This is a genomic window from Methylophilus sp. DMC18, assembly GCF_056314005.1.
Genome location: NZ_JBQUZE010000005.1, coordinates 1 through 26,973 on the forward strand (window position 1 = coordinate 1; position 26,973 = coordinate 26,973).

24 protein-coding genes are annotated in these 26,973 nt (G+C 51.9%); 17 read left to right on the forward strand and 7 right to left on the reverse strand.

The window, feature by feature from the left end; genetic code table 11:
- Positions 1-118: 118 nt before the first annotated feature.
- Positions 119-610, reverse strand: a complete 492-nt coding sequence (gene moaC, locus ACT53G_RS11585) for a cyclic pyranopterin monophosphate synthase MoaC (protein WP_476169478.1) — start codon at positions 608-610, stop codon at positions 119-121.
- Positions 611-737: 127 nt separating this feature from the next.
- Between moaC and ACT53G_RS11590 the strand changes: the two genes are divergently transcribed.
- The 8 genes from ACT53G_RS11590 to cyoD all read left to right on the forward strand — a co-directional run bounded on the left by ACT53G_RS11590 (position 738) and on the right by cyoD (position 9,831).
- Positions 738-2,297: a beta-barrel assembly-enhancing protease gene (locus tag ACT53G_RS11590; RefSeq protein ID WP_476156380.1), complete on the forward strand. Its 1,560-nt coding sequence runs from the start codon at positions 738-740 to the stop codon at positions 2,295-2,297.
- Positions 2,298-2,306: 9 nt separating this feature from the next.
- Complete coding sequence (gene soxZ, locus ACT53G_RS11595; protein WP_476156382.1) at positions 2,307-3,113, forward strand: thiosulfate oxidation carrier complex protein SoxZ; 807 nt, start codon at positions 2,307-2,309, stop codon at positions 3,111-3,113.
- A gap of 153 nt (positions 3,114-3,266) precedes the next feature.
- Positions 3,267-3,830 (forward strand): alkyl hydroperoxide reductase subunit C, encoded by a 564-nt coding sequence (gene ahpC / locus ACT53G_RS11600; protein ID WP_313986261.1) that lies wholly within the window; start codon positions 3,267-3,269, stop codon positions 3,828-3,830.
- 189 nt (positions 3,831-4,019) lie between these two features.
- Positions 4,020-5,585, forward strand: a complete 1,566-nt coding sequence (gene ahpF, locus ACT53G_RS11605) for an alkyl hydroperoxide reductase subunit F (protein WP_476156384.1) — start codon at positions 4,020-4,022, stop codon at positions 5,583-5,585.
- Positions 5,586-5,842: 257 nt separating this feature from the next.
- Positions 5,843-6,787 carry a ubiquinol oxidase subunit II gene (gene cyoA, locus ACT53G_RS11610; protein WP_476169479.1) on the forward strand — a complete coding sequence of 315 codons (945 nt, stop codon included), beginning with the start codon at positions 5,843-5,845 and terminating at the stop codon, positions 6,785-6,787.
- 4 nt (positions 6,788-6,791) lie between these two features.
- Positions 6,792-8,828: a cytochrome o ubiquinol oxidase subunit I gene (cyoB, locus tag ACT53G_RS11615; protein ID WP_476156388.1), complete on the forward strand. Its 2,037-nt coding sequence runs from the start codon at positions 6,792-6,794 to the stop codon at positions 8,826-8,828.
- Complete coding sequence (gene cyoC, locus ACT53G_RS11620; protein WP_476145314.1) at positions 8,825-9,436, forward strand: cytochrome o ubiquinol oxidase subunit III; 612 nt, start codon at positions 8,825-8,827, stop codon at positions 9,434-9,436. The genes cyoB and cyoC overlap by 4 nt, the downstream gene beginning before the upstream one ends.
- Complete coding sequence (gene cyoD, locus ACT53G_RS11625) at positions 9,436-9,831, forward strand: cytochrome o ubiquinol oxidase subunit IV (RefSeq protein ID WP_476156390.1); 396 nt, start codon at positions 9,436-9,438, stop codon at positions 9,829-9,831. Before cyoC ends, cyoD begins: the two co-directional genes overlap by 1 nt.
- A 32-nt stretch (positions 9,832-9,863) precedes the next feature.
- Here cyoD and ACT53G_RS11630 read toward each other — a convergent pair whose 3' ends face one another.
- Positions 9,864-11,495 carry an NAD(P)/FAD-dependent oxidoreductase gene (locus ACT53G_RS11630; protein ID WP_476156392.1) on the reverse strand — a complete coding sequence of 544 codons (1,632 nt, stop codon included), beginning with the start codon at positions 11,493-11,495 and terminating at the stop codon, positions 9,864-9,866.
- Positions 11,496-11,679: 184 nt separating this feature from the next.
- Here ACT53G_RS11630 and ACT53G_RS11635 point away from each other — a divergent pair, with 184 nt between their 5' ends.
- Complete coding sequence (locus ACT53G_RS11635) at positions 11,680-12,774, forward strand: diguanylate cyclase domain-containing protein (protein WP_476156394.1); 1,095 nt, start codon at positions 11,680-11,682, stop codon at positions 12,772-12,774.
- Between the two features lie 36 nt (positions 12,775-12,810).
- Here the strand turns inward: ACT53G_RS11635 and ACT53G_RS11640 are convergent, their stop codons facing one another.
- Both ACT53G_RS11640 and ACT53G_RS11645 read right to left on the reverse strand, forming a co-directional pair.
- Positions 12,811-13,416, reverse strand: a complete 606-nt coding sequence (locus ACT53G_RS11640) for an HdaA/DnaA family protein (protein ID WP_476145310.1) — start codon at positions 13,414-13,416, stop codon at positions 12,811-12,813.
- 20 nt (positions 13,417-13,436) lie between these two features.
- Positions 13,437-14,567 (reverse strand): AI-2E family transporter, encoded by a 1,131-nt coding sequence (locus ACT53G_RS11645; RefSeq protein ID WP_379073381.1) that lies wholly within the window; start codon positions 14,565-14,567, stop codon positions 13,437-13,439.
- A gap of 173 nt (positions 14,568-14,740) precedes the next feature.
- Here ACT53G_RS11645 and purM point away from each other — a divergent pair, with 173 nt between their 5' ends.
- From purM to ACT53G_RS11680, 7 genes are all read left to right on the forward strand, one after another.
- On the forward strand, positions 14,741-15,787 hold the full coding sequence (gene purM / locus ACT53G_RS11650) for a phosphoribosylformylglycinamidine cyclo-ligase (protein ID WP_445241978.1): 1,047 nt from the start codon (positions 14,741-14,743) through the stop codon (positions 15,785-15,787).
- Positions 15,787-16,488, forward strand: coding sequence for a DUF3108 domain-containing protein (locus ACT53G_RS11655; RefSeq protein WP_476156396.1), 702 nt, complete (start codon positions 15,787-15,789; stop codon positions 16,486-16,488). The genes purM and ACT53G_RS11655 overlap by 1 nt, the downstream gene beginning before the upstream one ends.
- A gap of 25 nt (positions 16,489-16,513) precedes the next feature.
- Positions 16,514-17,608, forward strand: a complete 1,095-nt coding sequence (locus ACT53G_RS11660) for a DUF3108 domain-containing protein (protein WP_476156398.1) — start codon at positions 16,514-16,516, stop codon at positions 17,606-17,608.
- A 39-nt stretch (positions 17,609-17,647) separates the two neighbouring features.
- Positions 17,648-18,925: an RsmB/NOP family class I SAM-dependent RNA methyltransferase gene (locus ACT53G_RS11665; protein ID WP_476156400.1), complete on the forward strand. Its 1,278-nt coding sequence runs from the start codon at positions 17,648-17,650 to the stop codon at positions 18,923-18,925.
- Positions 18,926-19,103: 178 nt separating this feature from the next.
- Entirely contained in the window at positions 19,104-20,330 is a 1,227-nt protein-coding gene (locus tag ACT53G_RS11670; protein ID WP_476156402.1) for a dicarboxylate/amino acid:cation symporter, read from the forward strand.
- 4 nt (positions 20,331-20,334) lie between these two features.
- Positions 20,335-20,871, forward strand: a complete 537-nt coding sequence (locus ACT53G_RS11675; protein WP_476156404.1) for a GNAT family N-acetyltransferase — start codon at positions 20,335-20,337, stop codon at positions 20,869-20,871.
- A 266-nt stretch (positions 20,872-21,137) separates the two neighbouring features.
- Positions 21,138-22,064, forward strand: a complete 927-nt coding sequence (locus tag ACT53G_RS11680; RefSeq protein ID WP_476156406.1) for a DMT family transporter — start codon at positions 21,138-21,140, stop codon at positions 22,062-22,064.
- Here the strand turns inward: ACT53G_RS11680 and ampD are convergent.
- Positions 22,061-22,618, reverse strand: a complete 558-nt coding sequence (ampD, locus tag ACT53G_RS11685; protein ID WP_476156408.1) for a 1,6-anhydro-N-acetylmuramyl-L-alanine amidase AmpD — start codon at positions 22,616-22,618, stop codon at positions 22,061-22,063. The genes ACT53G_RS11680 and ampD overlap by 4 nt on opposite strands.
- A gap of 126 nt (positions 22,619-22,744) precedes the next feature.
- Here ampD and ACT53G_RS11690 point away from each other — a divergent pair, with 126 nt between their 5' ends.
- Positions 22,745-23,755, forward strand: a complete 1,011-nt coding sequence (locus ACT53G_RS11690) for a sodium:calcium antiporter (RefSeq protein WP_379073389.1) — start codon at positions 22,745-22,747, stop codon at positions 23,753-23,755.
- Positions 23,756-23,800: 45 nt separating this feature from the next.
- Here the strand turns inward: ACT53G_RS11690 and ACT53G_RS11695 are convergent, their stop codons facing one another.
- Both ACT53G_RS11695 and ACT53G_RS11700 read right to left on the reverse strand, forming a co-directional pair.
- The gene (locus ACT53G_RS11695) at positions 23,801-25,291 is read right to left on the reverse strand and encodes a sigma-54-dependent transcriptional regulator (protein ID WP_476156410.1); all 1,491 of its coding nucleotides are present in this window, start codon (positions 25,289-25,291) and stop codon (positions 23,801-23,803) included.
- Positions 25,292-26,884: a two-component system sensor histidine kinase NtrB gene (locus ACT53G_RS11700; protein WP_476145299.1), complete on the reverse strand. Its 1,593-nt coding sequence runs from the start codon at positions 26,882-26,884 to the stop codon at positions 25,292-25,294.
- Positions 26,885-26,973 lie beyond the last annotated feature (89 nt).

The window sequence follows — 26,973 nt, forward strand, 5'->3', positions numbered from 1 at the left end:
TAAAGGTTAGCCTTCGCCGCAACACTGCGTTAGTTGTGGTTACTTTCTGTGGGGCAAGCAACAGAAAGTAACTCGCCAAAAGGCGAAATAAATCTGCCGTTAAAATTCGATATTTAATTTAGTCATTTGCCACCCAGTCCCCACTCTTCCCACCATGTTTTTCCAGTACGCGAACACCTTGTATTGTCATACCTCTATCAATCGCCTTACACATGTCGTAAATCGTCAGCAGGCCAACCTGCACCGCGGTCAACGCTTCCATTTCGACGCCAGTTTGCCCGGTAGTTTCACATTGCACTCGGCAAGTAATACTGTGTTGCGTTTCATTCGCCATAAAACTGACATCTACGCGGCTTAGGCTAAGCGGGTGGCAGAGGGGGATCAGGTCGCTAGTTTTTTTGCTGGCCTGGATGGCGGCAATCCGGGCGATGCCAAGCACGTCTCCTTTTTTGGCGGTGCCTTGCAGGATGGTTTGCAACGTGGCTGCCTGCATTTGAATCTGGCCTTCAGCGATGGCGATGCGTTTGGTGTGTGCTTTGTCACCGATATCGACCATATGGGCATGGCCTTGGGCGTTAAAGTGGGTGAGTCCGTTGTTGGCAGTTGACATAAGTGGTCTTGAGCTCAGTTTGAGTGAAATCAGTGCGAGTGAAAAAGGATGAACTCGGGCAGTGAAGTCGTTATCATAACAAGTTTGGGTCTTTAGCACAGGGCACATGCGTTTTAAACCACTCCACATGGTATTTCAATCTGGCAATCTGCGTATACATTGTGCGCGGCTGTTGCGCGGGTTGTGTTTGTGCGCACTGTTCATCGTGCCAGAGGCGTCCTTGTTGGCGAATAACGCGACTGGTATTTTTTCTGGCAAGCCTTATGAGCCCGGCGATCTGGATGTCACCCTGCCTGCCGATTCATCTAACCAGCTGCCTGAGTTGGGTGACGCTTCGCAAACCGTATTGTCATTACGCGATGAAGAAAAAATTGCGCACCAGATTTTAAAGCAAGTCGCTACCGATGAAGATGTGTTCGATGATGCCGAGGTGACTGATTACCTGCAGGCACTGGGCACGCGGCTGGGGGCAAGTAGCCCGGACCGCGCTCAAAAGTTTTATTTTTTTGTGGTACAGGACAAGTCGATTAACGCTTTTGCCATGCCGGGCGGGGTCATTGGCGTCCATACCGGTTTATTCATTGCGGCCAACAGTGAGTCTGAGTTGGCCAGTGTGCTGGGGCACGAAATCGGCCATGTCACGCAGCATCACCTGGCGCGTATGCTTGCCTCTCAAAAGTACGATATGTTCAAAAATATCGCTGCGACGGCCCTGGCCTTGCTGGTGGCACGCTCTAACCCGCAAGTGGGCATGGGCGCGATGACTGCGGCCTCTGCTGCCGGGATACAAAAGCAGCTGGATTACACGCGTGAGCACGAGCGCGAAGCAGATCGGGTCGGCTTGACCATTTTGCAAGATGCAGGCTTTGATGTGCGCGCCATGCCGGCCTTTTTTACCACCATGCAGCGGGCGACGCGCTTTTCGGATGGCAATATGCCCAGCTATTTGCGTACCCACCCGCTGACCAGCGAGCGGATTGCCGATATAGGCAACCGTGTACAAAACTTGCCTTATAAGCAGGTGAATGAAAGTCTGCCCTTTTTTATGATGCGGGCAAAAATCCGGGCCTTTCAAGGCGCGCCCCAGCAAATGGTAGAAGAGTTTCAGAACAATATTAACGAGGGCCGCTATCAGAATGAGCTGGCTGAACACTATGGCCTGGCTTACGCCTGGCTGCGTGTCAATCAGCCGCAAAAAGCATTGACCGAGGTCGACTGGCTGGTTAAGCATGGGCTTTCCAGCCCTTATCTGGTGACCCTGCAAGGCTTGACCCTGGCCAAGTCGGGGCAGGTGGCACAGGCGCAAAACCGTTTTGTTCAGGGCTTGCAACAATATCCGCAACATCGTGCGCTGGCGCAAGGCGAGGCTGAGTTATTGATCCGCAGCAATCAGTGGGCGCCGGCAGTCAGTTTTATCCAGAAACAGCTTGAGGCCTTCCCTGAGGACCCAAAACTGTATGACTGGCTGGCTGCCGCATATCAGGGCCAGGACAAACAGATGTTGCGGCATCAGGCGCTAGGGGAGTCTTATGTGCGCAAGTATGATTTGCCGCGGGCGATTGAGCAGTTTGAAATTGCCAGCAAGGCCAAGGATGGCGATTTTTACCTGCAATCCAAAGTCGAGGCCAGATTGAAAGCGCTCAGGGTGCAGCTCAAGCTGGAACAAGGGGATGACAAAAATGGATAGGAGGGCAGGATGGACAGACGTCGCTGGTTAAAAAACAGTGTGCTGCTGGCAGCGCTACCATTGTGGATCATCGCCCGCAAAGTGCAAGCGGCCACCTGGTTTGCTTCTGCCTTTGAGGCTAAGCAAACAGCACAAGTGTTGGCTGCGCTCAAAGCCACCGCGGTGCCTGTCGCCAGTGATCTCAGTATTGACGCACCGCAAAAAGCTGAAAACGGCGCCGTGGTGCAAATTGAGCTGAGCAGCACGCAGGCGGCGGGCAAACTGCGTAGTTTGCGCTTGCTGGCAGATGCCAATCCCACTCCCTTGATTGCGAGTTTTGAGTTAGGCAAGCAGGTATTGCCGAGGCTGGTGACACGCGTCAAGCTCGCGCAATCGGGGGAGGTGATCGCGTTGGCAGAACAGGGGAATGGCCAGTTTACGCAGCAGCGGCGTCAGGTCATCGTGCTCGAAGATGGTTGCGCCAGCAGCGAACGTGAAGAGCCGTTTGCCAGCAGCATGAAAATGCGTGCGCGCATGCTGGAGAGCAGCCCGCTGGGGAACCATGTCACTGAACTTAAAATCATTATTGTGCATCCCATGCGTACGGGTCGTAGCAAAAATGAAGATGGCCAGTTAATGCCCGCGCACTTTATGCAACTGATGCAAGTGGTGATGAATGGGCAGGTGATTGTAGATGCCCAGACGGGCACCGCGATTGCACGCAATCCCTATTTCACCTTTTATATACAGGATGCCAAGGTCGGCGATGTGATTACGGTAAACTGGCAGGATAACCGTGGCCTTGAAGGGCATGGACAAGTCACGGTGGCTGTATAGTTTGATAAAAATAATTTATTGATAAAATTAAAATAATCAATTTTACATATTGAATGTGTGTGTCTACAATGCACTCATTCGCTGTTGAAATGCAGCAATATTTAATGAAGTCTGTTTAATTAACCCACGTTCTAAATCATAAAGGAGAACTACATGTCATTGATTAACACACAAGTACAACCATTCAAGGCGCAAGCTTTTCACAACGGTAAATTTATCGAAGTGACTGAAGAGTCTTTGAAAGGCAAATGGTCTGTGTTGATTTTCATGCCAGCAGCGTTCACTTTCAACTGCCCAACTGAAGTTGAAGATGCGGCTGACAATTATGCGGAATTCCAGAAGGCTGGTGCTGAAGTGTACATCGTGACCACCGATACCCACTTCTCCCACAAGGTTTGGCACGAGACTTCACCTGCAGTAGGCAAGGCAAAATTCCCACTGGTTGGTGACCCAACGCACCAATTGACACGTGCTTTTGACGTGCATATTGATGAAGAAGGTTTGGCTCTGCGCGGTACCTTCGTGATCAACCCAGACGGCGTGATCAAGACTGTTGAAGTACACAGCAACGAAATTGCCCGTGATGTAAAAGAAACCTTGCGCAAATTGAAGGCTGCGCAATACACCGCTGCTAACCCAGGCCAGGTGTGCCCAGCCAAGTGGAACGAAGGTGCAAAAACCTTGACGCCATCTTTGGACTTGGTAGGCAAGATCTAATCTCGTTGAGATTGGTATGAGCAACGCCCTGCGCCAGCAGGGCGCTCAGGAAAAGTCACTGAGTGGATGTGTTGTCACTGTGGTTTTTCCTGAGCGAGTTTCCCCCAACCATTTTTGATTGCCATGCGTGATGGCCACGGCGTGTTGTTGCCTGAAGAAATGCACCAGCCGTGATTTTGGAGAATGAATATGTTAGATGAAACCTTAAAAACCCAACTGCAGACTTACCTTGGCATGTTGCGACAACCTATCCGTTTGATTGCTTCGCTGGATGCGAGTGAGCGTGCCGCAGAAATGCGTGAACTGTTGCAAGAAATTGCTGCTTTGTCTGACAAGGTCAGCCTTGACGAGACTGGCGATGATGCACGCAAACCGTCATTCGTGATTGCCAAAGAAGGCGAAACCCATGGTGTGCGTTTCGCGGCGATTCCGTTAGGCCATGAGTTCACCTCATTGGTACTGGCGTTGTTGTGGACCGGCGGCCATCCACCAAAAGTGGAGCAGGATGTGCTAGACCAGATTAAGGCGCTGGATAGCGATTTGAATTTTGAAGTCTATATGAGCTTGTCTTGCCATAACTGCCCGGATGTCGTGCAGGCGACCACACTGATGACTGTGTTCAACCCAAGCATCAAGACCACCGTGATTGACGGCGCGCTGTTTCAGGACGAAGTCAACGAGCGCAACATCATGGCGGTACCCGCCACTTTCCTCAATGGCGAGATGTTTGCCTCAGGCCGTATGCTGGTCGAAGAAATTCTGGCCAAGGTGGATACGGGCGTTGTTGCCAGAGAGGCCGAAAAGCTCAACGCTAAAGAAGCGTTTGATGTGCTGGTGGTTGGCGGTGGCCCGGCGGGTGCTTCAGCAGCAATTTATGCAGCCCGTAAAGGCATACGCACGGGCATCGTCGCTGAGCGCTTTGGTGGCCAGGTTAACGACACCCTGGCGATTGAAAACTTTATTTCAGTCAAAGAGACCGAAGGCCCTAAACTGGTCGCGGCGCTTGAAGAGCACGTGAAAACCTACGACGTGGATATCATGCCATTGCAACGTGCCGTTGGATTGGCCGAGCCTAGCAAAACCGACAGCAAACATGCTGGCTTGATTGAAGTGAAGCTCGAAAGCGGGGCGATTTTGCGCAGCAAGTCTGTGATTCTGGCCACCGGTGCACGCTGGAGAAATCTGAATGTGCCTGGCGAAGAGGCCTATAAAAATAAAGGCGTGGCCTACTGCCCACACTGCGATGGGCCCTTGTTCAAGGGCAAGCATGTCGCGGTGATTGGCGGCGGTAACTCCGGCGTTGAGGCTGCGATTGACCTGGCGGGCGTCGTGGGGCATGTCACCTTGCTGCAGTTTGATACTGAACTGAAAGCCGATGCCGTGCTGCAACGCAAACTGCGCTCACTTGAAAACGTGACGATTTTAACCAGTGCGCAGACCACCGAAATCACGGGGGATGGGGCACGCGTCAATGGCTTGACCTACACGGATCGCGTCTCTGGCGAGAGCAAACATATCGCACTGGAAGGCGTGTTTATCCAGATCGGCCTGGTCCCCAACAGTGACTGGCTGAAAGGCACCCTGGACCTGAGCAAATATGGTGAAATTGAAATTAACCACCACAATGCCACTTCGTTGCCAGGCGTGTTTGCGGCCGGGGATGTCACAACGATTCCCTACAAGCAGATCATCATTGCCATGGGGGAAGGCTCGAATGCGGCACTGGGGGCATTTGATTACCTGATTCGTCAATAATGAATCATTAACCTTAAAGTATTACTGTTGCATCGCCCTCTACTTTGGATCAATCTCCAAAGTAGAGGGCGTAATTTTTTGTCGAAAAGAGGTTAATCGTTAAGCCTGCAAGGTCAATGTAAGACAATTTATTTAGCATACTTGCCAGAACTCAAAAGGTTCATGAGGAAATGGGCGGTTACATTCATGACGGCCAAGGTCATTTCTCGCCCAGTCACAGGTTTGATGTGGCGCAAGTTAGTTAAGGAAGTTGCTATATGCAGGAAATCCCGTTGAGTGAAATTCTTCCCCAACATGCTGTAGAGTGTCTGACCAATTGTTCATCATGGGTGCTACTCGATCCCGCAGGGCCCGTGGCCGCAGATGAAAAAAGACTAATTATTATTGCGTTTGCGCTGATGTTAACGGTGGTCATTCCGGTCATCGTGATGGCGATCATGTTTGCCTGGAAGTACCGTGCCTCCAAACAATCAGCAGACTTTGCCCCGAAATGGGCACACTCCTTCAAGATTGAGGTCGTGGTTTGGCTGGTGCCAGCCGTGATCGTAACAATATTGAGTGTGCTGGTGTGGGACTATTCACATCGGCTTGATCCTTACCAGCCACTGGCGTCAACAGTAAAACCCATTCAGGTGGAAGCTGTTTCCATGGACTGGAAATGGCTGTTTATTTATCCTGAGTTAGGTATCGCGTCTGTTAATCAGCTTGTGGTGCCTGCCAATGTCCCGGTCAGCTTCCGCATTACGTCTGATTCGGTCATGACTTCTTTCTTTATTCCGCAGCTGGGTAGCCAAATTTACGCCATGGCGGGGATGGAAACCAAATTACATTTGCAGGCCAACCGTATCGGGGTGTTTCAAGGCTTGAATTCACAGTTTAGTGGCGATGGTTTTTCGGGCATGCATTTTCATACGATTGCCACAGATGAGAAGGGCTTTAACACTTGGTTGAGTAAAGTGCGTCAGTCCAAGATTCCATTGGATCAAGCGCATTTTAAAAGCTTAGAGATCCCTAGCCATCATACGCCGGTGCAATATTTTACGCAGGTAAAATCAGGCCTCTTTGACGATGTCCTGATGAAGTATATGCCGGACATGACCTCCCAACAGCAAACTGCTGACTTATGCCGACAGCCTGCTGGTCATCAGCAATTTGCTTCTGCGGCTTCGCAGCCGACAACAATTTCGCATTCTCGGGAGTAGTACCTTGGAAACAGAGCTGTTTGGAAAGCTGACGCTTTCTGCAATTCCCTATGATAATCCTATCGTTATGGGGGCGGTGGGTGTCTCCGCATTGATCGGTCTGCTTATTCTGGCTTGGATCACCGTCCAGGGTAAGTGGGCTTATTTGTGGCATGAGTGGTTCACCAGTGTCGATCACAAACGTATCGGTATCATGTACATTGTGCTCGCAGGGGTCATGTTGCTGCGAGGTTTTGCCGACGCCATCATGATGCGCATACAGCAAGCCATGGCCGTCGGATCCTCCTACGGATATTTGCCGCCCGAGCATTATGATCAGATTTTCAGTGCGCACGGCACCATCATGATTATTTTTGTCGCAATGCCATTTTTTATTGGCTTGATGAATGTGGTTGTGCCACAACAGATTGGTGCACGGGATGTCGCGTTTCCTTTCCTTAACTCGGTGAGTTTCTGGTTGACCGCAGTCAGCGCCATGCTGATCATGCTGTCTTTGGCGGTTGGTGAGTTTTCCAAGGCGGGTTGGACCGGATATCCGCCATTGTCCGAGATGGACTACAGCCCGGGTGTTGGGGTGGATTACTGGATTTGGAGTATTCAGATCGGTGGTATTGGCACCATGGTCACAGGGATTAATTTCTTTGTCACGATCATGAAAATGCGTGCGCCAGGCATGACGCTCATGCGGATGCCAGTATTTAGCTGGACGATATTGGTGACTAATGTGCTGATTATGTTATCTTTTCCAGTACTGACTGTCACTTTGGCACTGTTGAGCCTGGATCGCTATCTGGATATGCATTTTTTTACCAACAGTTTGGGCGGCAATATGATGATGTACCCGAATCTGTTCTGGATATGGGGCCATCCTGAGGTCTATATTGTGATCTTGCCGGCATTTGGCATGTTCTCTGAAGTGGTCTCTGCCTACTCGCAAAAGCGCCTGTTCGGATATAAATCCATGGTCTACGCGACCGCGGCGATTGGCGTCCTGTCATTCTCTGTATGGTTGCACCATTTCTTTACCATGGGTGAGGGCGGTGATGTCAACGCAGTATTTGGGATTGCCACCATGATTATTGCGGTCCCCACAGGTGTGAAGATTTTTAATTGGCTGTTCACCATGTACCGCGGGCGCGTGCAAATCACCTCCCCCATGTTGTGGGCGTTGGCGTTTATTGTTTATTTCAGTATTGGTGGCATGACGGGCGTGCTGCTCGCCGTGCCTCCAGCCGACTTCGTTTTGCATAATAGCCTGTTCCTGGTGGCGCATTTCCATAACATGCTGATTCCTGGCGCTTTATTTGGCTATTTCGCTGGCTTTACTTATTGGTTTCCAAAAATGTTTGGTTACAAGCTGGATGAAGTCTGGGGTAAGCGGGCTTTCTGGGCCTGGGTACTCGGTTTCGGTTTGGCCTTTATGCCATTGTATGCTCTGGGCTTAATGGGGATGCCGCGCCGGCTGGAGCACTACATTAATCCTGAGTGGCATCCATTGCTGATGGTCGCCCTTGTCGGTACGGTGTTTGTGTTTGCGGGCATCGTTATGCAAGTCATCCAGTTGGTGGTCAGCTATAAAAATCGTGCTGAGTTGCGTGATGCCAGTGGCGACCCATGGAACGGACACACCTTGGAGTGGGCCATGTCATCGCCACCGCCTTTTTATAATTTTGCTGTGGTTCCAGTGGTAGAGGATCTGGATGCGTGGACTGACATGAAAGAAAAAGGCGTCGCATATGATCGTCCACAACAGTATGAAGATATTCATATGCCAAAAAATACAGCTCTGGGCTTTGTTATGGGGATATTGGCATTTATTTTCGGCTTTGCCATGATCTGGCAGATTTGGTGGCTGGCATTGCTCGGTGCCATTGGTTTAGTGGTGAGTGTTATTGTGCGCGCTTCAGATACCGACGTAGATTACTATGTCCCGGCAGCAGAAGTGCAGCGGATTGAAGATGCGCGTTATCTTCAGCTCGCCGGGTTAAGCAGCAAGTCTTCCGATATTTCTCAAGCATTTGATGATCAGGTGAAACCATGAGCGTACAACATTCTACTCAAGTGATGCATACGCACGGTCATGCCGGGCATGACCCTGTCGGTAATACTATTTTCGGCTTCTGGCTGTATATCATGACCGATTGTGTATTGTTCGCTGCCCTGTTCGCGACTTTTGCCGTACAAAGTCAGAGTTTTGCTGGCGGTCCGAGTGGCAAGACCTTGTTTGAACTGCCTTATGTGTTTGCTGAAACCATGTTGTTGTTGGTCAGTAGCGTGACTTATGGTCTAGCAATGCTTAACATGCAAAAGAACCAAGCGCAGAAAGTGATGCTTTGGTTGGGGATGACATTTTTGCTGGGCCTGGGATTTATCGGGATGGAAATCAATGAGTTTCACCATCTGGTCATGGCTGGTCACGGGCCTTCTCGGAGTGGTTTTCTATCAGCATTTTTTACGCTGGTAGGGACCCATGGGGCACACGTCAGTTTCGGGTTGATATGGATTGTTGTGATGATGGCGCAAGTCTCTGCACGTGGGCTGAATACTCCGGTGCGATCAAGACTGGTGCGCTTAAGCTTGTTTTGGCATTTTCTGGATATCGTCTGGATTGGTGTCTTTAGCATTGTTTACCTGATGGGAGTGATTTGATGCAGACAGAAACACAGCACCATAACGGGCCGACTGAGGTGCCATACCACGGCACTTTACAGGGATATGTGACGGGTTTTGTATTAGCACTTGTGCTGACTGCCGTGCCGTTTGCGCTTGTGATGAATGGATTTTTACCACAATCAGGGTTGCTGGTGGGGGTATTGCTGGCAGCGATTGTGCAGATGGTCGTACATTTGCACTTCTTTTTGCATCTAGACCGATCTGCTAATGAGCGCTGGAACGTCATGTCACTCTTGTTCACCGTATTGATTATGGTGATTTTTGTGGCGGGTTCAGTCTGGATTATGTACAGCTTGCACCTACGGATGCACGCCCCTGTCTCGGTTCATCACGCGCATGTGCACCGCTCCATGGAGATGCCGGAAAAATGAGACCAGCACACGTGCCAAACATGTGCTGATCTTTAAGACAAGATAGATATTGAAACTGCTTCAGCTACTTTAATCCCATCTACGGCAGCTGACAGAATGCCACCTGCATAGCCTGCGCCTTCACCACAGGGAAACAAGCCTTTGGTGTTGATGCTTTGCAAGGTATCGTCATCGCGTTTGATGCGAATCGGGCTGGATGTGCGGGTTTCAACACCAGTAAGGACGCCATCCGCCAGGTCAAATCCGGTAACTTGTTTGGCAAAAGCCGGTATCGCTTCACGCATGGCGGTAATCGCGAATTCAGGCAATGCCGTATCCAGATTGGTCAAGTGTACGCCGGGTGCGTAAGACGGCGTCACTTCACCAAATTGGGTCGAGGGGCGGTTAGCTAAAAAGTCGCCTATCAGTTGGCCGGGGGCTGAGTAATTACTGCCGCCGAGCACGTAGGCCTGGCTTTCCAGTTGGCGCTGGAATTCGACTCCGGCCAGCGGATGGCCGGGATAATCCACTTCCGGCGTGATGCCAACCACAATGCCAGCATTGGCGTTACGCTCGTTGCGGCTATATTGGCTCATGCCATTGGTCACCACGCGGTTGGGTTCTGAGGTAGCGGCAACCACCGTGCCGCCCGGGCACATGCAAAAGCTATACACGCTACGGCCATTTTGCGCGTGATGCACCAGCCGGTAATCAGCTGCGCCCAGTTTTTTAAGGATATCGTCGCTATAGCTTTTGCCATAGCGTGCGCGGTCTATCAGGCTTTGTGGATGTTCAATGCGGAAGCCAATCGAGAACGGCTTGGCTTCAACATAAATGCCTCTCTCATAGACCATCTCAAACGTGTCCCGTGCGCTGTGACCGACGGCGAGCACCAGATGATTGGTCGGGATAAACTCACCGCTATGCAGAGTGACGCCCTGTACCTGCTCGTTCTCAATGGCAATATCGGTTACCCGGCTTTCAAAGCGGATCTCGCCGCCCAGGCTGATAATGGTGTTGCGCATTTCTTCAACCATGCCGACCAGACGGAACGTTCCGATGTGCGGATGGCTGACGTAAAGAATTTCTTCTGGCGCCCCGGCCTTGACGAATTCCTGCAAGACCTTGCGGCCGTAATGTTTGGGATCCTTGATCTGGCTGTAGAGCTTGCCATCTGAAAAGGTGCCGGCTCCGCCTTCACCAAACTGTACGTTGGATTCAGGGTTTAATGTGCGTTTGCGCCAGAGTCCCCAGGTGTCTTGGGTCCGTTTGCGCACTTCTTTGCCGCGTTCGAGCACAATCGGATTGAAGCCGGCTTGCGCGAGAATCAGCGCGGCAAAAATCCCGGCTGGGCCAAACCCCACCACAACAGGCCGGTGTGTCTTGGTCTGATTGGATTGTGCGACAAAGTGGTAGCTGGTATCCGGTGCCGGTTTGATGTGCGGGTCTTTTTTAAACCGTGCCAGTATTTTGGCTTCGTTTTTGACTTCGACATCCAGATTGTACACATACAATATGGCATGTGACTTGCGCGCATCCACGCCGCGCTTAAAGATCTCAAAGCGGAGCAGTTCGCTTTCGGGGATTTCAAGGCGTCTGAGCAGCGCGGCCTTGATTTGGTCATCCTGGTGTTTGAGCGTATCTGCAAGCTCAATCGGTAGTTTGATTTCTGTGATTCTGAGCATAATGGGATAGTGGTTATCTATCAAAAGGCTATTTTATTATACTTGACAAGGCTTTATCATGATTTAGTTGGAAATTTTCCCTAAAAAACATGTGAGATTGTGACGATATAAAGTTTGTATGTTTAACTACAAGCGACGAATACTTATCCCACTAATCATTGCGGCTGCATTATTATGCATCTCAATGGCGGGGTTGTTTGTTGCCATGTATCAGCTCGTTGATTACTCAGAGCAAAAAGACCTGGTAGACAGGCAGCGCTACCAGGTGGTGACCTTGGGTAAGGCGATCACCAATGCCGAAAGTGGGCAGCGTGGTTATTTGCTCACCGGCCATACCCTGTTTCTGGATGCCTTGGAGCAGGGCCAAGCAGAAGCCATGAAAGCCATCTCGCTACTGGAGCATGACCTGGATACGTCTTCGGCTGCACGCCCCTTGCTGGCTAACATCAAACAGCTGGTGCAACAAAAATTTAATGCCATGGATAAAAGTGTGCAGGTGCAGATGCATGCGGGTGAGTACGCGCCTCATCTTTCATTAAGCCGAGATCGCGGACGCGAGTTGATGAAACTTATTGATGGGCAACTGGCGCAGATTGATGAGCAGTTGCTGATCAAACGTCAGTGGTTTGAGCAAGCGATCCGCAATCGCATTCTGGCTTCAGTGACGGTAGCGATTCTATTGAGTATTGTCATTATCAGCGTCTTGGTCTTTTCTTACCGCAGTACCACCCTTTTGCTGGAACAGGTCATGGAAAATCAGGCCGTAGCTAAGCAGCTTAGCCATCAGGCGGATCACGATTTGCTCACCAGCCTGCCAAACCGCCGCAGTGTGAATGTCTATCTGGAAAGCACTTACGAAATGGCCAGGATAGGCTCCAAGCAGTTTGCTGTCTTTTTTATGGATCTGGATGGGTTCAAACGGGTGAACGATGCCTATGGACATGATGTGGGCGATGCCTTGCTAATTGAAGTGGCAAATATGTTTAAGAAAGTGCTGAGACAGTCTGACTTTCTGGCCCGTCAGGGCGGAGACGAGTTTGTATTGGTGGTGAGCAACTACTTACATCGGCTGGAATTGACGCAGCTCGCGCAGCGCTTGATCCACTTGTTTGCGCAACCCGTGGTTGTGCGCGGGATTCAATTGGAAATCGGGGTGAGTATCGGCATTGCCGAATACCCGCATCATGGCAAAAACGTGAAACAGTTGTTGCATGTGGCAGATAAAGCCATGTACGACTCCAAGAAAAATGGCAAGAATCGTTTCAGCTTTGGCGAGTAGGTCGATAGCTGAGTGTGGTGCCCGTCTTGTGTTTGATTACCGCGTTGTCTGCAACTGACGCATTTTTTTGAGCATGGCGACGGTGACGGGCTTTTTGGTGGTCAACGACCATTTATCCAGCGCGTCCAGCACGGCCATCAGTGTTGGCAAGTCCCGGCGCAAATAGCGCAAGCAGTAAGCAATCACCTCTTCGGGTAATTTCATGCCACGCTCATGCGCATGTGCACGCAAGGCCTCCGCTTTTTCACTGTCACTCAGCGGATGTAGTTGATAAACCAAGCCCCAGGCCAGCCTGGTCGCGAGGTCATCACGCAAGCCCATCTGGGTGGGCGCATGGCTGCCAGCGGTCACCAGCATGCCGCCTTCCGCCTTGATCTGGTTAAAAGTATCAAACAAAATGATTTGTGACTCTTCATCCAGCAGATGCACATCATCGGCAATATGCGCTCCCAGGGCTTGTGCGGCCAGCAATAAATGGCTTTTACCACTGCCAGATTCGCCCCAGAGGTAAAGAAATCGGGTGGGGGCTTGTGCGGCCAGCACGGCATGTAAGCTGGCCAGCGCCTCTTGGTTTTGGCCCACAATAAAGTTGTCAAAACCGGGCGCGGCCGGCGGCTGAATATTCAGTAGCAGTTGTTTCACGGCAGTCTTATCGCGAGGGATCACTCATCCAGGGTTTGGATCAGATTCGGCTCGCTATTCAAATAGGTTTCGCTACGCAAATAACTTTGTTTGGTATGGCGCAAGCCTACGGCAATTGCGGCACTCACCGGCAACGCCAGCAATACGCCGGCAAACCCAAATAATTGCCCGCCCGCCATTAATGCGAGAATCACGATGACCGGGTGCAATCCAATGCGGTCGCCCACCAAAATAGGCGTAAGCAGAAAGCTTTCTACAAACTGGCCGACGCCAAATACCAGCAGGACCGGGACAACTTCTGTTAGTGAGGCAAACTGTAACAATGCGAGCAAGACTGCCATCACAAAGGCCAAGGCAAAACCCAGGTAGGGGACAAAGCTTAACAAGCCTGCAATCATGCCGATGGAGAGCGCCATATCCAGCCCCACCAGCCACAGGCCGACGCTGTAAAACACGCATAGCGACAGCATGACGGAAAGCTGGCCACGCAAGAACTCTGCGACCACGCTGTCTACGTCTTTACAGATATGCTTTACCCGCGCGATCCAGTTGCGCGGGATCAGGTTGCCGGTTTCAGCCACCATATGATCCCAGTCGCGCAGAAAATAAAACAACACCACGGGCAACAGGCAAATATTGGCAAACATGCCAATCAGGTTAAGGCCTTTTTGCCCGGCGCTGAGCAAAAAACTCCCCAGCATGCTGCCTGCGGTTTGCCAGTGCTCGCTGATCAGTTTTTGGACAACGTTGCTGTCAATATCAAGGTGGATGCCGAATTTGTCGCGTAACCAGGGCTCTACCTGCTGATGGAAGTGATCGACCACGACCGGTAAGCGTTGCGCGATTAACTGCGACTGCTGTTGCAAGAGCGGAATCAAGATCAGCAACAGACCAATCAACGCCAAAATGACGCCAGTCATCACCAGCAAGGTGGCGACGGTACGGCCAAACTGCCAGCGGCCCAGGCCGGCTTCGCTCAGTTTGTCCACCATGGGGTCCAGCATATAGGCAATCACGGCAGCGGCCAGAAAAGGCGTGAGGATGGGCTCGAGCAGGTAAAACAGGTAAATGAAAATGCCGATCACAATCCACCAGCGATGATCACTGACAAACTGGGTAGCAATGGACTTGTGATGGTCTTGGTCTGACATGGGTAGGGCGCATGCGCGAATCCGGCATAGGTCGAACTGGCAAGATGCGTTAAAATAATGATTATTTTAAAATTATACTGAATTTCGACGCGGTCTTACGCTTTGTTGCAAACATCTGCACATTGCCGGTAGTGCGTCACACAATTAATCGCATTGAAAGAAACGAGAGTATCTTGACGACTTCTTCTGATAAAACTTCCATTACCTACCGCGATGCCGGTGTAGACATTGAGGCGGGCGATGCCCTGGTCGAACAAATCAAGCCCTTTGCCAAGCGCACGCTGCGTCCTGAAGTCATGGGCGGGATAGGTGGGTTTGGGTCATTGTTTGCCATGCCAAAAAAATTCAAGGAGCCTGTGCTGGTTTCGGGCACTGACGGCGTGGGGACCAAGCTTAAATTGGCATTTCAGTTGAACAAGCATGACACTGTGGGTATAGACCTGGTGGCCATGAGTGTGAACGATATTCTGGTGCAAGGCGCCGAGCCGCTATTTTTCCTCGATTATTTTGCCTGTGGCAAACTCGAAGTCGGCACCGCTGCAGCCGTGATCAAAGGCATTGCGCAAGGGTGTGAAGAGTCTGGTTGTGCGCTGGTGGGCGGTGAAACCGCGGAAATGCCTGGCATGTATCCTGCTGGTGAATATGATTTGGCTGGCTTTGCTGTTGGCTGTGTCGATAAAGCCAATATTATTGACGGTTCTACCATTCGTGCCGGTGATGTGGTGCTGGGCCTGGCTTCCAGTGGCGCGCACTCCAATGGCTACTCCTTGATCCGCAAACTGATCGAAACATCCGGGATTGATATGGAGTCAGATTTCCATGGCCGCAAATTCAAAGATGTGGTGATGGCACCGACCAAGCTGTATGTGAAGTCTATTCTCAAATTGCTGGAAACTTTGCCAGTCAAAGGCATGGCGCATATTACGGGTGGCGGTATCACCGAAAATATCCCGCGCGTGTTGCCTGAAGGCCTGACTGCAGAAATCCAGAAAGCCAGCTGGACGTTGCCGCCCTTGTTCCAATGGTTGCAGGCACAAGGCAATATCGAACCGATTGAAATGTACCGCACGTTTAACTGCGGTATTGGCATGGCCGTGATTGTGGCGGCAGAGCACGCAGACCAGGCGCAAGCCGTGCTGGCATCAGCAGGGGAGACGGTTTACCGGATTGGTCAGATTCGCGCACAGCAAGCGGGCGAAGCCCCAACCGTGGTGGTGTAATGGCTGGCATGCAGCGTTTTTGCCGCCATCTAGCGTTCTGTCTGGCGATTGCAGGCTTGTTGGCCGCACCGTGCTTGTCTGCTGCGCCCAAGCAACTGACCGTCACCTATGATTTGTTGCAGCAAGGCGTCAGTATTGGCACCATCAAAGATCAGCTCAATGTCTCCGCAGGGCGTTACGAGATCAACTCCCTGGCGGAAGGTAAAGGCATTTACAAGCTGATGGGTGAGCGCACACTCTCCAGTCAAGGCCAGGTTATCTCAAATACTTTGCGTCCGGCACATTTTGAGTCACGCCAATCCAAACATCCGAATAAAGCCTTGATCAGTGAGTTTGACTGGGCGAAAAAAATCCTCAATATGCAAATCAAAGACGAGCAGGAAACCGTGCCGTTGACCAAAAACGTACAGGATTTGCTAAGTGTGATGTATTGCTGGATGTGGCAGCCCCCTAAAGGTAAACAAATCAGCCTGGACGTGGCAAATGGTAAAAAACTCTCGCCCCACGCCTTTGTGATCACCGAAGAAAAAACACCGCTTGTCACCGAGGCAGGGACGTTTAATGTGATCAAACTGGCGGATACCGAGGGTGAGAAAACGCTATACCTGGCCAAAGAAAAAGGCTATCTGCCAGTCAAGCTGATTGTGCAAGATGATGGCAAACAGATGGAGCAGGTGATCACCAGCATCACCGGCCAGTGATGCCGTCAATGCTGGGAACTTAAACATGCCAGCGTCAGGGTTACGAGAAAAGATCACGCAGCATTTTTCGTGGCCGTTGTTACTCGCTTTCTGTGTTTCTTTGTTGTTGCATGTGCTGGTGTTGAGTGAGGTCAATTGGCGGAGCTGGTTACCGGCAGAAGCGGAACAGCCAGCGCGATTGCAAGCACGTCTTGTGTTGCCAACCAAGTCCGCGCCAGTCGCTTCCAAGGTTGAGGCGCCAGCCTCTCGCTCTGCGCCTGCGGCGAAAAAGCGCTCTTCCGCGCAGCCACTTTCAGAACCGGCGACTGATCAGGTTGATCGTGTCGCGCCGGATGCTTCAAGCGGGTCATCCTCAGCAGATGTGAGTCAGCCAGCTCAGGATGCGCCTGCTGTGCCTGAGGCTGAGGCGGTGGCAGAACAAATTGCCGAGTGGCATGCCAGTGATCATCCAGAGGCAACGGACGATGAGCGGCCTGCCCCGCCATATCGCCATGTGCTGACCGAGTATGCGGTGTATGTGAATGACGAGTCGCGCCCGGCCGGCAGTGCCAGCATTGAATATGTGCGCGAGACTGCAGAAAGTTATTCCTTACGCTGGCTGGTTGAGGGCAAGGGGCTGCTAAAATTGTTGTACCCCTCGCTTGAACAGCAAAGTCGCGGTGAAGTGGGGCCCGCTGGGCTCAGGCCTAGCTATTACCGTTATGCGTTTGGTAGCCGTGAAAGCAAAACCTATGAGGCGACCTTTAACTGGGCGATCGGTGAATTGACCCTCAAAACCAGCAAGGGTGAGCAAAAGCGCGAGTTGCCCGCCAATACGCAAGACATCCTGAGTTTTATGTATCAGTTTATGTTTGTACCGCCGCTGCAAGAAATGCGCGTGACATTAACCAATGGCCGTCGGCTGGGCGAATATGAGTATGTGTTTGAAGGCGAGGAGACGTTAGAGATTGCCGAGCAGTCTGTGTCTACCCTGCATATTGCGCACACCCGTGGAGACACAGATGAAAAAGTGGAATTATGGCTGGCCAGCGGCTATCGCTATGTGCCGGTTAAAATCAAAAAGCTCGAGAAAAACGGCATGGTGATTGAGCAAGTGGCCACGCGCTTGATTGCCGAATAACGCAACTATTGCAACTATCGTAAGTATTGAAAGAACCTGATGAACCAATCCCTGATGCGCCAGACGGCGATGCTGTTAAACGACCTGCTGAAATTTGAAAGTCCGGCCGATGCCAAGCTCGGCGAATTTTTCCGTCAGCATCGCGAGCTGGGCACCAAAGATCGCGCTTGGGTGGCTGAAACCGCCTACGGCGTCTTGCGCCGCTATCGTTATTTGCGTGAAGTGAGTGTCGGCGAGCCAGATGAACAAGAAGACACACGCAAGCTCATTATCGCCCTGCTGCTTAAAATAGAGGGCAAAAGCATCCGTGACTTGGATGAGATGCTCGACGAGCGTCAAAAAGAATGGGCCGTCACCATCAAAGCCAAAAACAGTGAAGGCTTTGCGCCAGCAGTGCTGGCCGATGTGCGCGACTGGTTCTGGCAAAAGCTGGTTGAACAATATGGCGAGACAGAAGCCATGACCATCTGCCGCAGCATGTTTGAGCAAGCCAGTCTGGATTTGCGTGTCAACACCATCAAGGCCAGCCGCGAAGAAGTGCTGGCCCGTATGTTGGCGGAAAACACGGTTAAAGATAATGTGATCACGCCTACGCCATACTCCCCCGTCGGCATCCGCATGGGTTCGCGCCTCAATATCGGCAAACACATCCTGTTTACCGAAGGCAAAATCGAGGTGCAAGATGAAGGTAGCCAGTTGCTGAGCTATCTGGTTGCCCCCAAACGCGGCCAGATGGTGGCAGATTTATGCGCAGGGGCAGGCGGAAAAACCCTGGCTCTTGGCGCACTCATGAAAAACACCGGTCGCCTCTATGCCTTTGATGTCTCGGAAAAACGCTTGAATAATCTCGGCCAGCGCCTCAAACGCAGCGGCTTATCCAACCTGCAAGCACAACTGATTAACAACGAAAACGACCTCAAACTCAAACGCCTCAACGGCAAGTTTGACCGCGTGCTGGTTGATGCGCCTTGTAGCGGTCTAGGCACCTTGCGCCGCAACCCGGATTTAAAATGGCGGCAGGCTGAAGAAGATGTGGCTGAGCTCAATGTGAAGCAAACCAATATCCTCGCCCGCGCCGCCAAGCTATGCAAAGCCGGTGGCCGCGTTGTGTATGCGACCTGTAGCTTGTTACGTGAAGAAAATGAGGCCATCGCCGAAGCCTTTCTTGCTGCACACCCTGACTTCAAACTCATCCCTGCCAATGAAGTTTTAGCCCAGCAAAATATTGCGATGGATACAGGTGACTATCTGAAATTATTGCCTCATCTGCATGGCACGGATGGGTTTTTTGCGGCGGTGTTTGAAAAGTCTGCTTAATTGGCTAAGGCGTACCTACTGGCGGTACGCCAAGTGGTCTGCTAAGTTTAGGCCTTGCAATAAGGCTGTCTTAAGAGCTGGTTATGCATTAAGCCTATTCCCCTTTCAATGCTGTGATTACTCACCCGAGTTGCAGTATGATGTTTCCAAGCCATTGTTCCCTTAAAATGCCAAAAAAATGAAATTCCCCAGCCTCAACGTTCAAATATTCATTGCTGCCATTGGGGGTGTCTTTTTTGGCTGGTTGGCGCATACCGGTGAACATGGGGTGGCGCTTTATGCGGCGAACTTAGTGGGCACTTTGTTCATTGATTTGTTGAAAATGGTGATGATCCCATTGGTGTTTTGCGCGATTGTGACTGGCATCGCTAATCTGCGCCAGCATCGCCAGATCGATGTGGTGTGGAAAACGACCTTGCTGTTTTTTGCTACCACGACCATCATCGCGGTGGTGATTGGGTTGACTGCGAGTCATCTTTTTAAACCGGGGGCAGGGCTGCATCTTGAAATGTTTTCGCATGCCATGCAGCAGTTTGAATCCAGGCAGATGAGCCTGCCCGAGTTTTTCACACAGTTTTTGCACGGCATATTCATGAATCCCTTCAAGGCGCTGGCCGAGGGTAATATTCTGGCGATTGTTGCTTATGCCATGTGTTTGGGCATTGCGCTGGTGATGGCGTCCGAGCGCTATCCGCAATGGCTGGCGTTGTTTGAAGAGGGCATGGGTCTAAGCATGCAGATGATTGGTTGGATCATGCGGCTGGCACCATGGGGGATTGCTGCACTGTTATTCAAGCTGGTCGCAACGCAGGATATGAGCCTGTTTACCTCTTTGACCAAGTTTATGCTGGTGGTGACCGGGACGACCTTGTTTCATGGCGTGATTATTTTACCGGTCTTGTTGTTTCTGTTTACAGGCAAACATCCCGTGTGGTTTTTGCGGCAAGCCAGGGAGGCATTGGTGACGGCATTTGCCACCAGTTCTAGCAATGCGACCATGCCGGTGACGATGCGGTGTGCGACGCAAAACATGCATGTGAAGCCTGAGATTGCCGGGTTTGTGGTGCCGCTAGGGGCAACCATGAATATGGACGGCACAGCCCTGTATGAGGCGGCGGCGGCCTTGTTTGTGGCACAACTGGCCGGGATTGATTTGTCGCTGGGGCAGCAGTTGGTGGTGTGTTTAACCACCATGATCGCGGCCATGGGGGCCCCCGGGATTCCCAGTGCGGGCATGGTGACCATGGTGATGGTGTTGCAAAGTGTAGGATTGCCGGCTGAAGCCATTGCCATTTTGTTGCCTATAGACCGCTTGCTCGATACCGTCCGTACTGCCGTGAATGTCGAGGGCGATATGATAGGCAGTTTGGTGGTACAACATCGCATTGAAAAATTAGCACAATAAGGTCATGACTGAGTTAGTGATTAGACCTGCGCAAGCGCAGGAGGCCGACAGCATCGCGGCACTGGTGAATCGTGCATATCGCGGCGAGAGCAGCCGGGCGGGGTGGACCACGGAGGCTGATCTTCTCGATGGCAAGCGTACCACGTCAGCGGAAGTGCTGAGTTTGCTCGCACGGGATGATATTCAGATACTCACAGGCTGGCTGGCATCACAATTGACGGTGACGCTGTGTGCCGAATGGCATGCTGTACAGCAGACCGTGCATCTGGGCATGATTGCCGTAGAGCCGACTGCGCAGAACCGCGGGTATGGCAAAACAGTGATTCTGGCGGCTGAGCAATGGGCGGTGGAGCATTGGCAGGTGCGTGCCAGCCAAATGGCGGTTGTCAGTCTGCGGCAGGCGTTAATCGCGTTTTATCAGCGGCTGGGTTATCAGCCGACCGGGGAGGTCCGGCCGTTTCCTTACCAGCCAGAGATGTGGCAGGCCAAGGTCGACAACATGCAGCTGATCACTTTGCAAAAGTCGCTTGCCTTGAGTTGAAGCTATCGTGCCAATCACCCAATATCAGGCAATGATCGTCGGTGTATCGCAAGACGCTTGACCATTTTTGCCAATCCACGTAAATTGCCCAACCTTATGAACAAGCAATTTTTCTCAACTATTGTGTTGGCAATGCACCGAAAGGCATTGTGGCTGGTCGCCACAGCGTGCCGCGGTTGCTGCTTGTCGTAAATCTCATGCAACCGCGGGCTCTCCGCGGTTGATCTGTTGTTCCTCCCTCCCGGCGAGCCCTTTTTAGGGCACATATGAAAGACGCGACACACCCCTATTACGGTGCCATATTGGTACTGTTATCCTCCGTGGCCTTTTCGTCAAAAGCGATTATGGTCAAGCTGGCCTATGCCTATCATGTAGATGCAGCGACCTTGATCTCCTTGCGGATGGCGTTTGCTATTCCTTTCTTCGCTGCACTTGGCTGGTGGGCTATGCGCCAAGGCACGCCTGTGCGTATGGCGCGCCATGACTGGTGGAAGCTGGCATTGTTAGCGATGGCTGGTGGGTATGGGTCGATGTGGCTTAATTTTGAAGGCTTGCGTTATGTCTCTGCAGGGCTGGAACGAGTCATTTTATTCCTATACCCAACCTTGGTCGTTGTGATGAGTGCGATTTTTCTTAAACACCAGATTACCCGGCGTGAGTGGTTTGCCATGGTGACCAGCTATGCAGGTGTCGTGCTGGTGGTCTGGCATGATGTGGCGCTGGCGGGATTCGATTCTGCAGACACCTTGTATGGCGTTGGGCTGGTGTTACTTAGTGCGATTGTCTATGCCGGTTATTTACTGGTGAGCGGGCAACTGATTCCCAAGTTGGGGGCCAGCCGCTTTACTGCGTTGACCATGGGTCTGGCCGCGCTCGCTAGCGCTACACATTTTGCCTGCAATGGTTCATACGAAAAGGTGGTCTCATTCCCGCAGGCCGTTTACTGGTTGGCTTTGTTGATGGCGCTGGTGGCGACTGTTCTACCTTCGATGTTGATGAATCTCGGCATCCAGCAATTGGGGAGCCGCAAAGTCTCGCTGATCAGTGCGATAGGCCCGGTTTCGACCATTATGCTTGCCTACCTGTTTCTGGGCGAGCATCTCTCCTGGATACAGGGGCTGGGCACCCTGCTGGTGCTGGCAGGGGTGATGGCGGTCAGTCTGGATAGGTCCGGTGAGAAACCCGTCCGCTAGCCAGTCGTGGACAGACGTTGCCAGTCAAAAAAAGGGCCGGGGTCGGATTTACGCCCCGGTGCGATATCAGCGTGGCCGACAATATGCTGGATGGGATAGCGTTGCTGTAGCGCCTTGACCAGGGCTTGCAAGGTGACATATTGCGCATCTTCAAACGCCTCAATATCACAGCCTTCCAGTTCAATACCAACTGAAAAGTCGTTGCATCGTTCGCGGCCTTGCCATTGTGAAACGCCAGCATGCCATGCCCGCTGCGCGCAACTCACATACTGTAATAGCTCACCGGTACGGCGGATCAGAAAATGTGAAGACACTCTGAGCTGCGCAATTTCTGCGTAGTAAGGGTGTTCGTCCGCATTCAGCCGATTGGTGAATAACTGTGTAATGCCCTCGCCGCCATATTGTTGCGGTGGCAGGCTGATGTTGTGAATCACGATCATGTCGATGGCTGCATGCTCAGGCCTGTCGTCCTGATTGGGCGAGGTGATGATGCGCGCATGACTGGCAAAGCCAGCATGATCAATTTCTATCATGGGTGACAAGTAGCGTGACATATAAACATTGTAGGTGAATTTGACCGAATTGCGTTATGATTTCGCCCGCGTGCACACCTTTGGCATGCACATGCGGATCGGGCGGTGGACGCATGCAGGATTCATGACCGCCAGACAGGGACAGGTATGGTTTTTTTACAATTATTGCTGATGCTGGTGTTGATTTTAGTGGCAGCAGAGGTGTTTACCAACGCGCTGGAACATTTGGGGGAGCGCCTGGGGATTTCTGAAGGCGTGACAGGCTCAATTTTTGCGGCGGTGGGGACTGCGTTGCCAGAGACGCTGGTGCCATTGCTGGCGATTTTTTCGTATACGTCCTCCACGGGCGATAGCCATGCCGGCAATGACATCGGGGTGGGTGCCATTTTGGGCGCGCCCTTGATGCTGGCAACCTTATCTATCAGTTTGATGGCTTTTTCAGTCTTAAAGCGTCGTGGCGCACACGGTCATATCCGTCCCGAGCGTACCGGCCTGATCCGTGATCTGAATTTCTTTATTCTGGCATTTGTCTTTGCCACAGTAGCCATGTTTATTCCGCACACCGTCCCCATGGTGCGCTACGCGATCAGTATCCTCATGATTTTGATCTACTTTGTGTATGTGCTAATGACCATCAAGGCGTCTAAAGGCCTGGTGGAGGAGGGGCACGCGACGGAGGCCGAGGATGTCATGATGTTATCCCGGTTGGGCTTGCCCACCAACATGGTCACCATTCTGCTGCAATTGTTGCTTGGCTTGGGCTTGCTTATCGTCGGTGCCAAAGGCTTTATCAACGAGGTGGAAACTGCGGCCGCCATTTTGGGCGTGTCAGCCTTGTTGCTGTCTTTGCTGATTATCCCGATTGCTACTGAATTGCCCGAAAAGGTGAACAGCATTTTGTGGATACGCAAAGGCAAAGACACGCTGGCGTTTGGCAATATTACGGGTGCCATGGTGTTTCAAGGCACTTTGTTGCCGGCAATCGGCATTATGTTGACTGACTGGTCTCCGCGACAAGAGGTCGCGCTCGGCATCCTGATCACCTTGCTGGCGGCCATCTGGGTGCGGTACCGCATTGCCAAAGGTGGTTTGCTGGTATGGCACCTGCTTGTCAACGGCCTGTTCTACCTGGCCTATCTGGCGATTGTATTAAGCTAACCCTGACTGGATGAAAAAAGGCGACCTTCTGGTCGTCTTTTTGTTTTACTCTTCGTCGCCGTCTGCGTCGTCCAGGTCCGCGTCTTGCTCTTTCGATAATCCTAGCTTGGATAAACGGTAGCGCAAAGTGCGGAAACTGATGCCCAGTAACTTGGCCGCCGCAGTTTTATTATTGTTAGTTTTCTCCAGGGCTTGCAGAATCGTGCGCTTTTCAATGTCTTCCAGATAATCAGACAAGCTCACATCCATCGGCAACATGGTTCCAGGGGCCGTCGCGGGTGCGGTGCTGGCTGGCGGGACCACGTCAGCCGCTTTCGCCACGGGTTCGTTGGCACGCTCCAATACAGGGGCCTTCCAGGGCAACACCGGGCGATCACTCAGTTGCGCCGGCATGTCCTCCAGCGACAAGTCCTCTACCGTAATGGTCTGGCCATCGCATAGCGCCAGTGCGCGTTCCAGCATGTTTTCGAGTTCACGGACATTGCCATGAAAGGGCAGTTGCTGAATAAATACTTTGGCATCATCGGCAATCACCGGGATGTCTATGCCTTGTGTCTGGCACAACTTGGTCAGCAAACGTTCTGTCAGCTCCGGAATGTCTTCGGGGCGTTCACGCAAGGCCGGCATTTTGAGCTGAATCACATTGAGCCGGTAATACAAATCCTGCCGGAATTCGCCTTTTTCCATCATGGCATTGAGGTTTTTGTGCGTGGCAGAAATGATGCGTACATCCACCGCTTCTTCAATGGTGCTCCCCACCACGCGGACTTTTTTCTCCTGAATCGCGCGCAGCAGTTTCACCTGCATGGCCAGCGGTAGGTCGGCTACTTCATCCAGAAACAATGTGCCCCCACTGGCGGCCTGAAACAGGCCTTGCGTATCCTGAACGGCGCCGGTAAAAGCCCCTTTTTTATAGCCAAAGAATTCGCTTTCCATCAGGTTCTCGGGGATGGCGCCACAGTTAACTGCTACAAAAGACTGGTCCTTGCGGGCGCTGTTCTGGTGGATCAGGCGTGCGGCCAGCTCCTTACCACTGCCTGATTCCCCGCTGATGTAAACAGGGGCCTGGCTGCGTGCCAGCTTGGCAATCATGGTCCTGACATAGCCCATGGCCGGAGACGCCCCAATCAAATCGACGGTGTTGGCTCCTTGAGATTCTTTTTGCGAGGAAAGCTTGAGCGCAGACTCGACCAATGGCCGCAACTGTTTGAGTGAAATCGGTTTGGTGATGTAGTCGTAGGCCCCGGCCTTGAGCGCAGAAACCGCATTTTCTGCACTGCCATAAGCCGTAATTACCGCGACGGGCAGCCCCGGAAATTGTGCATTGATGTGCTGTACCAGTTCCAGGCCCAAGCCATCCGGCAGGCGCATATCGGTTAGGCACAAGTCATAGCTGAAAGACTGCAGCATATGTTTTGCATCGGTGACGGTACTGGCGCTCTCGGCCTGTATGCCCATACGTTCCAGTGTCAGGACGACCAGTTCGCGAATATCGGTTTCGTCATCAACTACCAGACAACGATAAGTGTTTGCCATTTAAACAATTGCCTTTTTAACTGTCAGTGAAAATTGGGTGCCACCGGCCCCCGTGGTATAACTTAATTTTGCGCCATTGGCCTCAGCCAGCTCTCTTGCGATAAACAAGCCCAGCCCTGTCCCGGTTTTCTCCGTGGTCATGAACGGTTCGAACAAGTGGGGTTGAATTTTCGGGTCCACGCCTTGGCCATCGTCTTTGACCAGCAGATGAATAAACTGTCCGCTTTTATCGCTCAAGACGCTCAGTTGCAGGCTTTGTGCCTGTTGCTGACTGTGCCGCCATCCATTTTTACACAGATTCCATAAAATCTGGTTGATGTGTCGACGATCAAAAATAATGCCGGTCTCTGCTGCAGGCAAACTGAGTGTGAAATCACTCAGGGCAATCTTTTCTACCGCACAAAACTGTTGATAAAACTCCAGCACAAAGCTGTTGATATTTAATTTTTCCTGATTGGTGCGGTCGCGCCGGTTCAACTCCAGCACATCCTTGATAATCTGGTCCAGCCGCTGCACGTTGTCAGAAATAATTTGCAGCATGCGCTGCGTGCCAGGCTGCTGCGAGTCTTCTTGCATGAGTTGCGTCGCATGGCTAATCGCACTGAGCGGATTGCGGATTTCGTGCGCGATATTCGCTGTCAGCCTGCCCAGTGCTGCCAGTTTTACCTGGTGGGCCTGGGTTTGTATTTGTGACCAGTCCTCAATAAAAATCACCACACCATTGTCTGCATTTTCTGAGATGGCGTGAAAGCGGATACCGAGGTCGCGATTGTTGATACTGAGCTTGGTGGCATCTGGCGAGGCCAGTTTGGCCGAGGACGTCGTACGCAATAATTGCATGATTGCCGGAATCAGTTGCTCCACCGGGGTGGAGAGTTCCAGCGCTGCCAGCATTTGTGATTCTTCCAACCCCAGCAGCTTGCAGGCTTGCAGGTTGTAGTGTTTGAGCTGCTGGTGCTGGTCTATCACCAGCACCCCGTTAGGCATTTCTTGCGTGATCAGGGCGTTAGTTTTGGCTAAATGTTCAATATCACGCCCACGCTGGCTGGCCAGCTTTTCACTGCTTTGCATGCGTGCAGTCAGCGTTTGTGCCAGCCAGGCCGTGGCAAAGCAACTCAATGACAACAGCACTGCATTGCTGTAATCGTTCATGGGCACGTTGCGGTTTAACAGCTGAAAAGTGTTCTCGAGCAGAATGCCTATGGTGGCAATGGCCGCATAAAACATGGCAAAGCGGCCATCGCTGATCAGCCCGGCAAAGATGATATTGATGATGAGCAGCAACCCAATCGCACTCTGGTTGCCAGGTAAAAAATGCAGCATGAGCACGATAAAAACAATGTCGAGGCTAGTCTGGATCTTGACGGCTAGCCCTTGCTTGCATTGCAGGGACTCAAAGCTGACACTGACAGCAATCGCGTACAAAAAGAATAGCAGCAATGCCCAAAAGGTGAGCGAGGGTTCTGCCGGGGCATTGCGAAAAAATGGCCACAACTGGCTGCCAAACAACATGCCCGAGGCTCCGAGCCTGAAGAGCGTGTACAGGCGCAAGTGCTGGATATCAGGGGTTCTTTCAATCGTGCTGATCATCATAAGTCGCACGCAGAAAAAACGCAGGGTTGCCGAGCGGCGGCTTGCACTACTTGGCAATTTACTGGACAAGGCATAAACATTATTTTTTA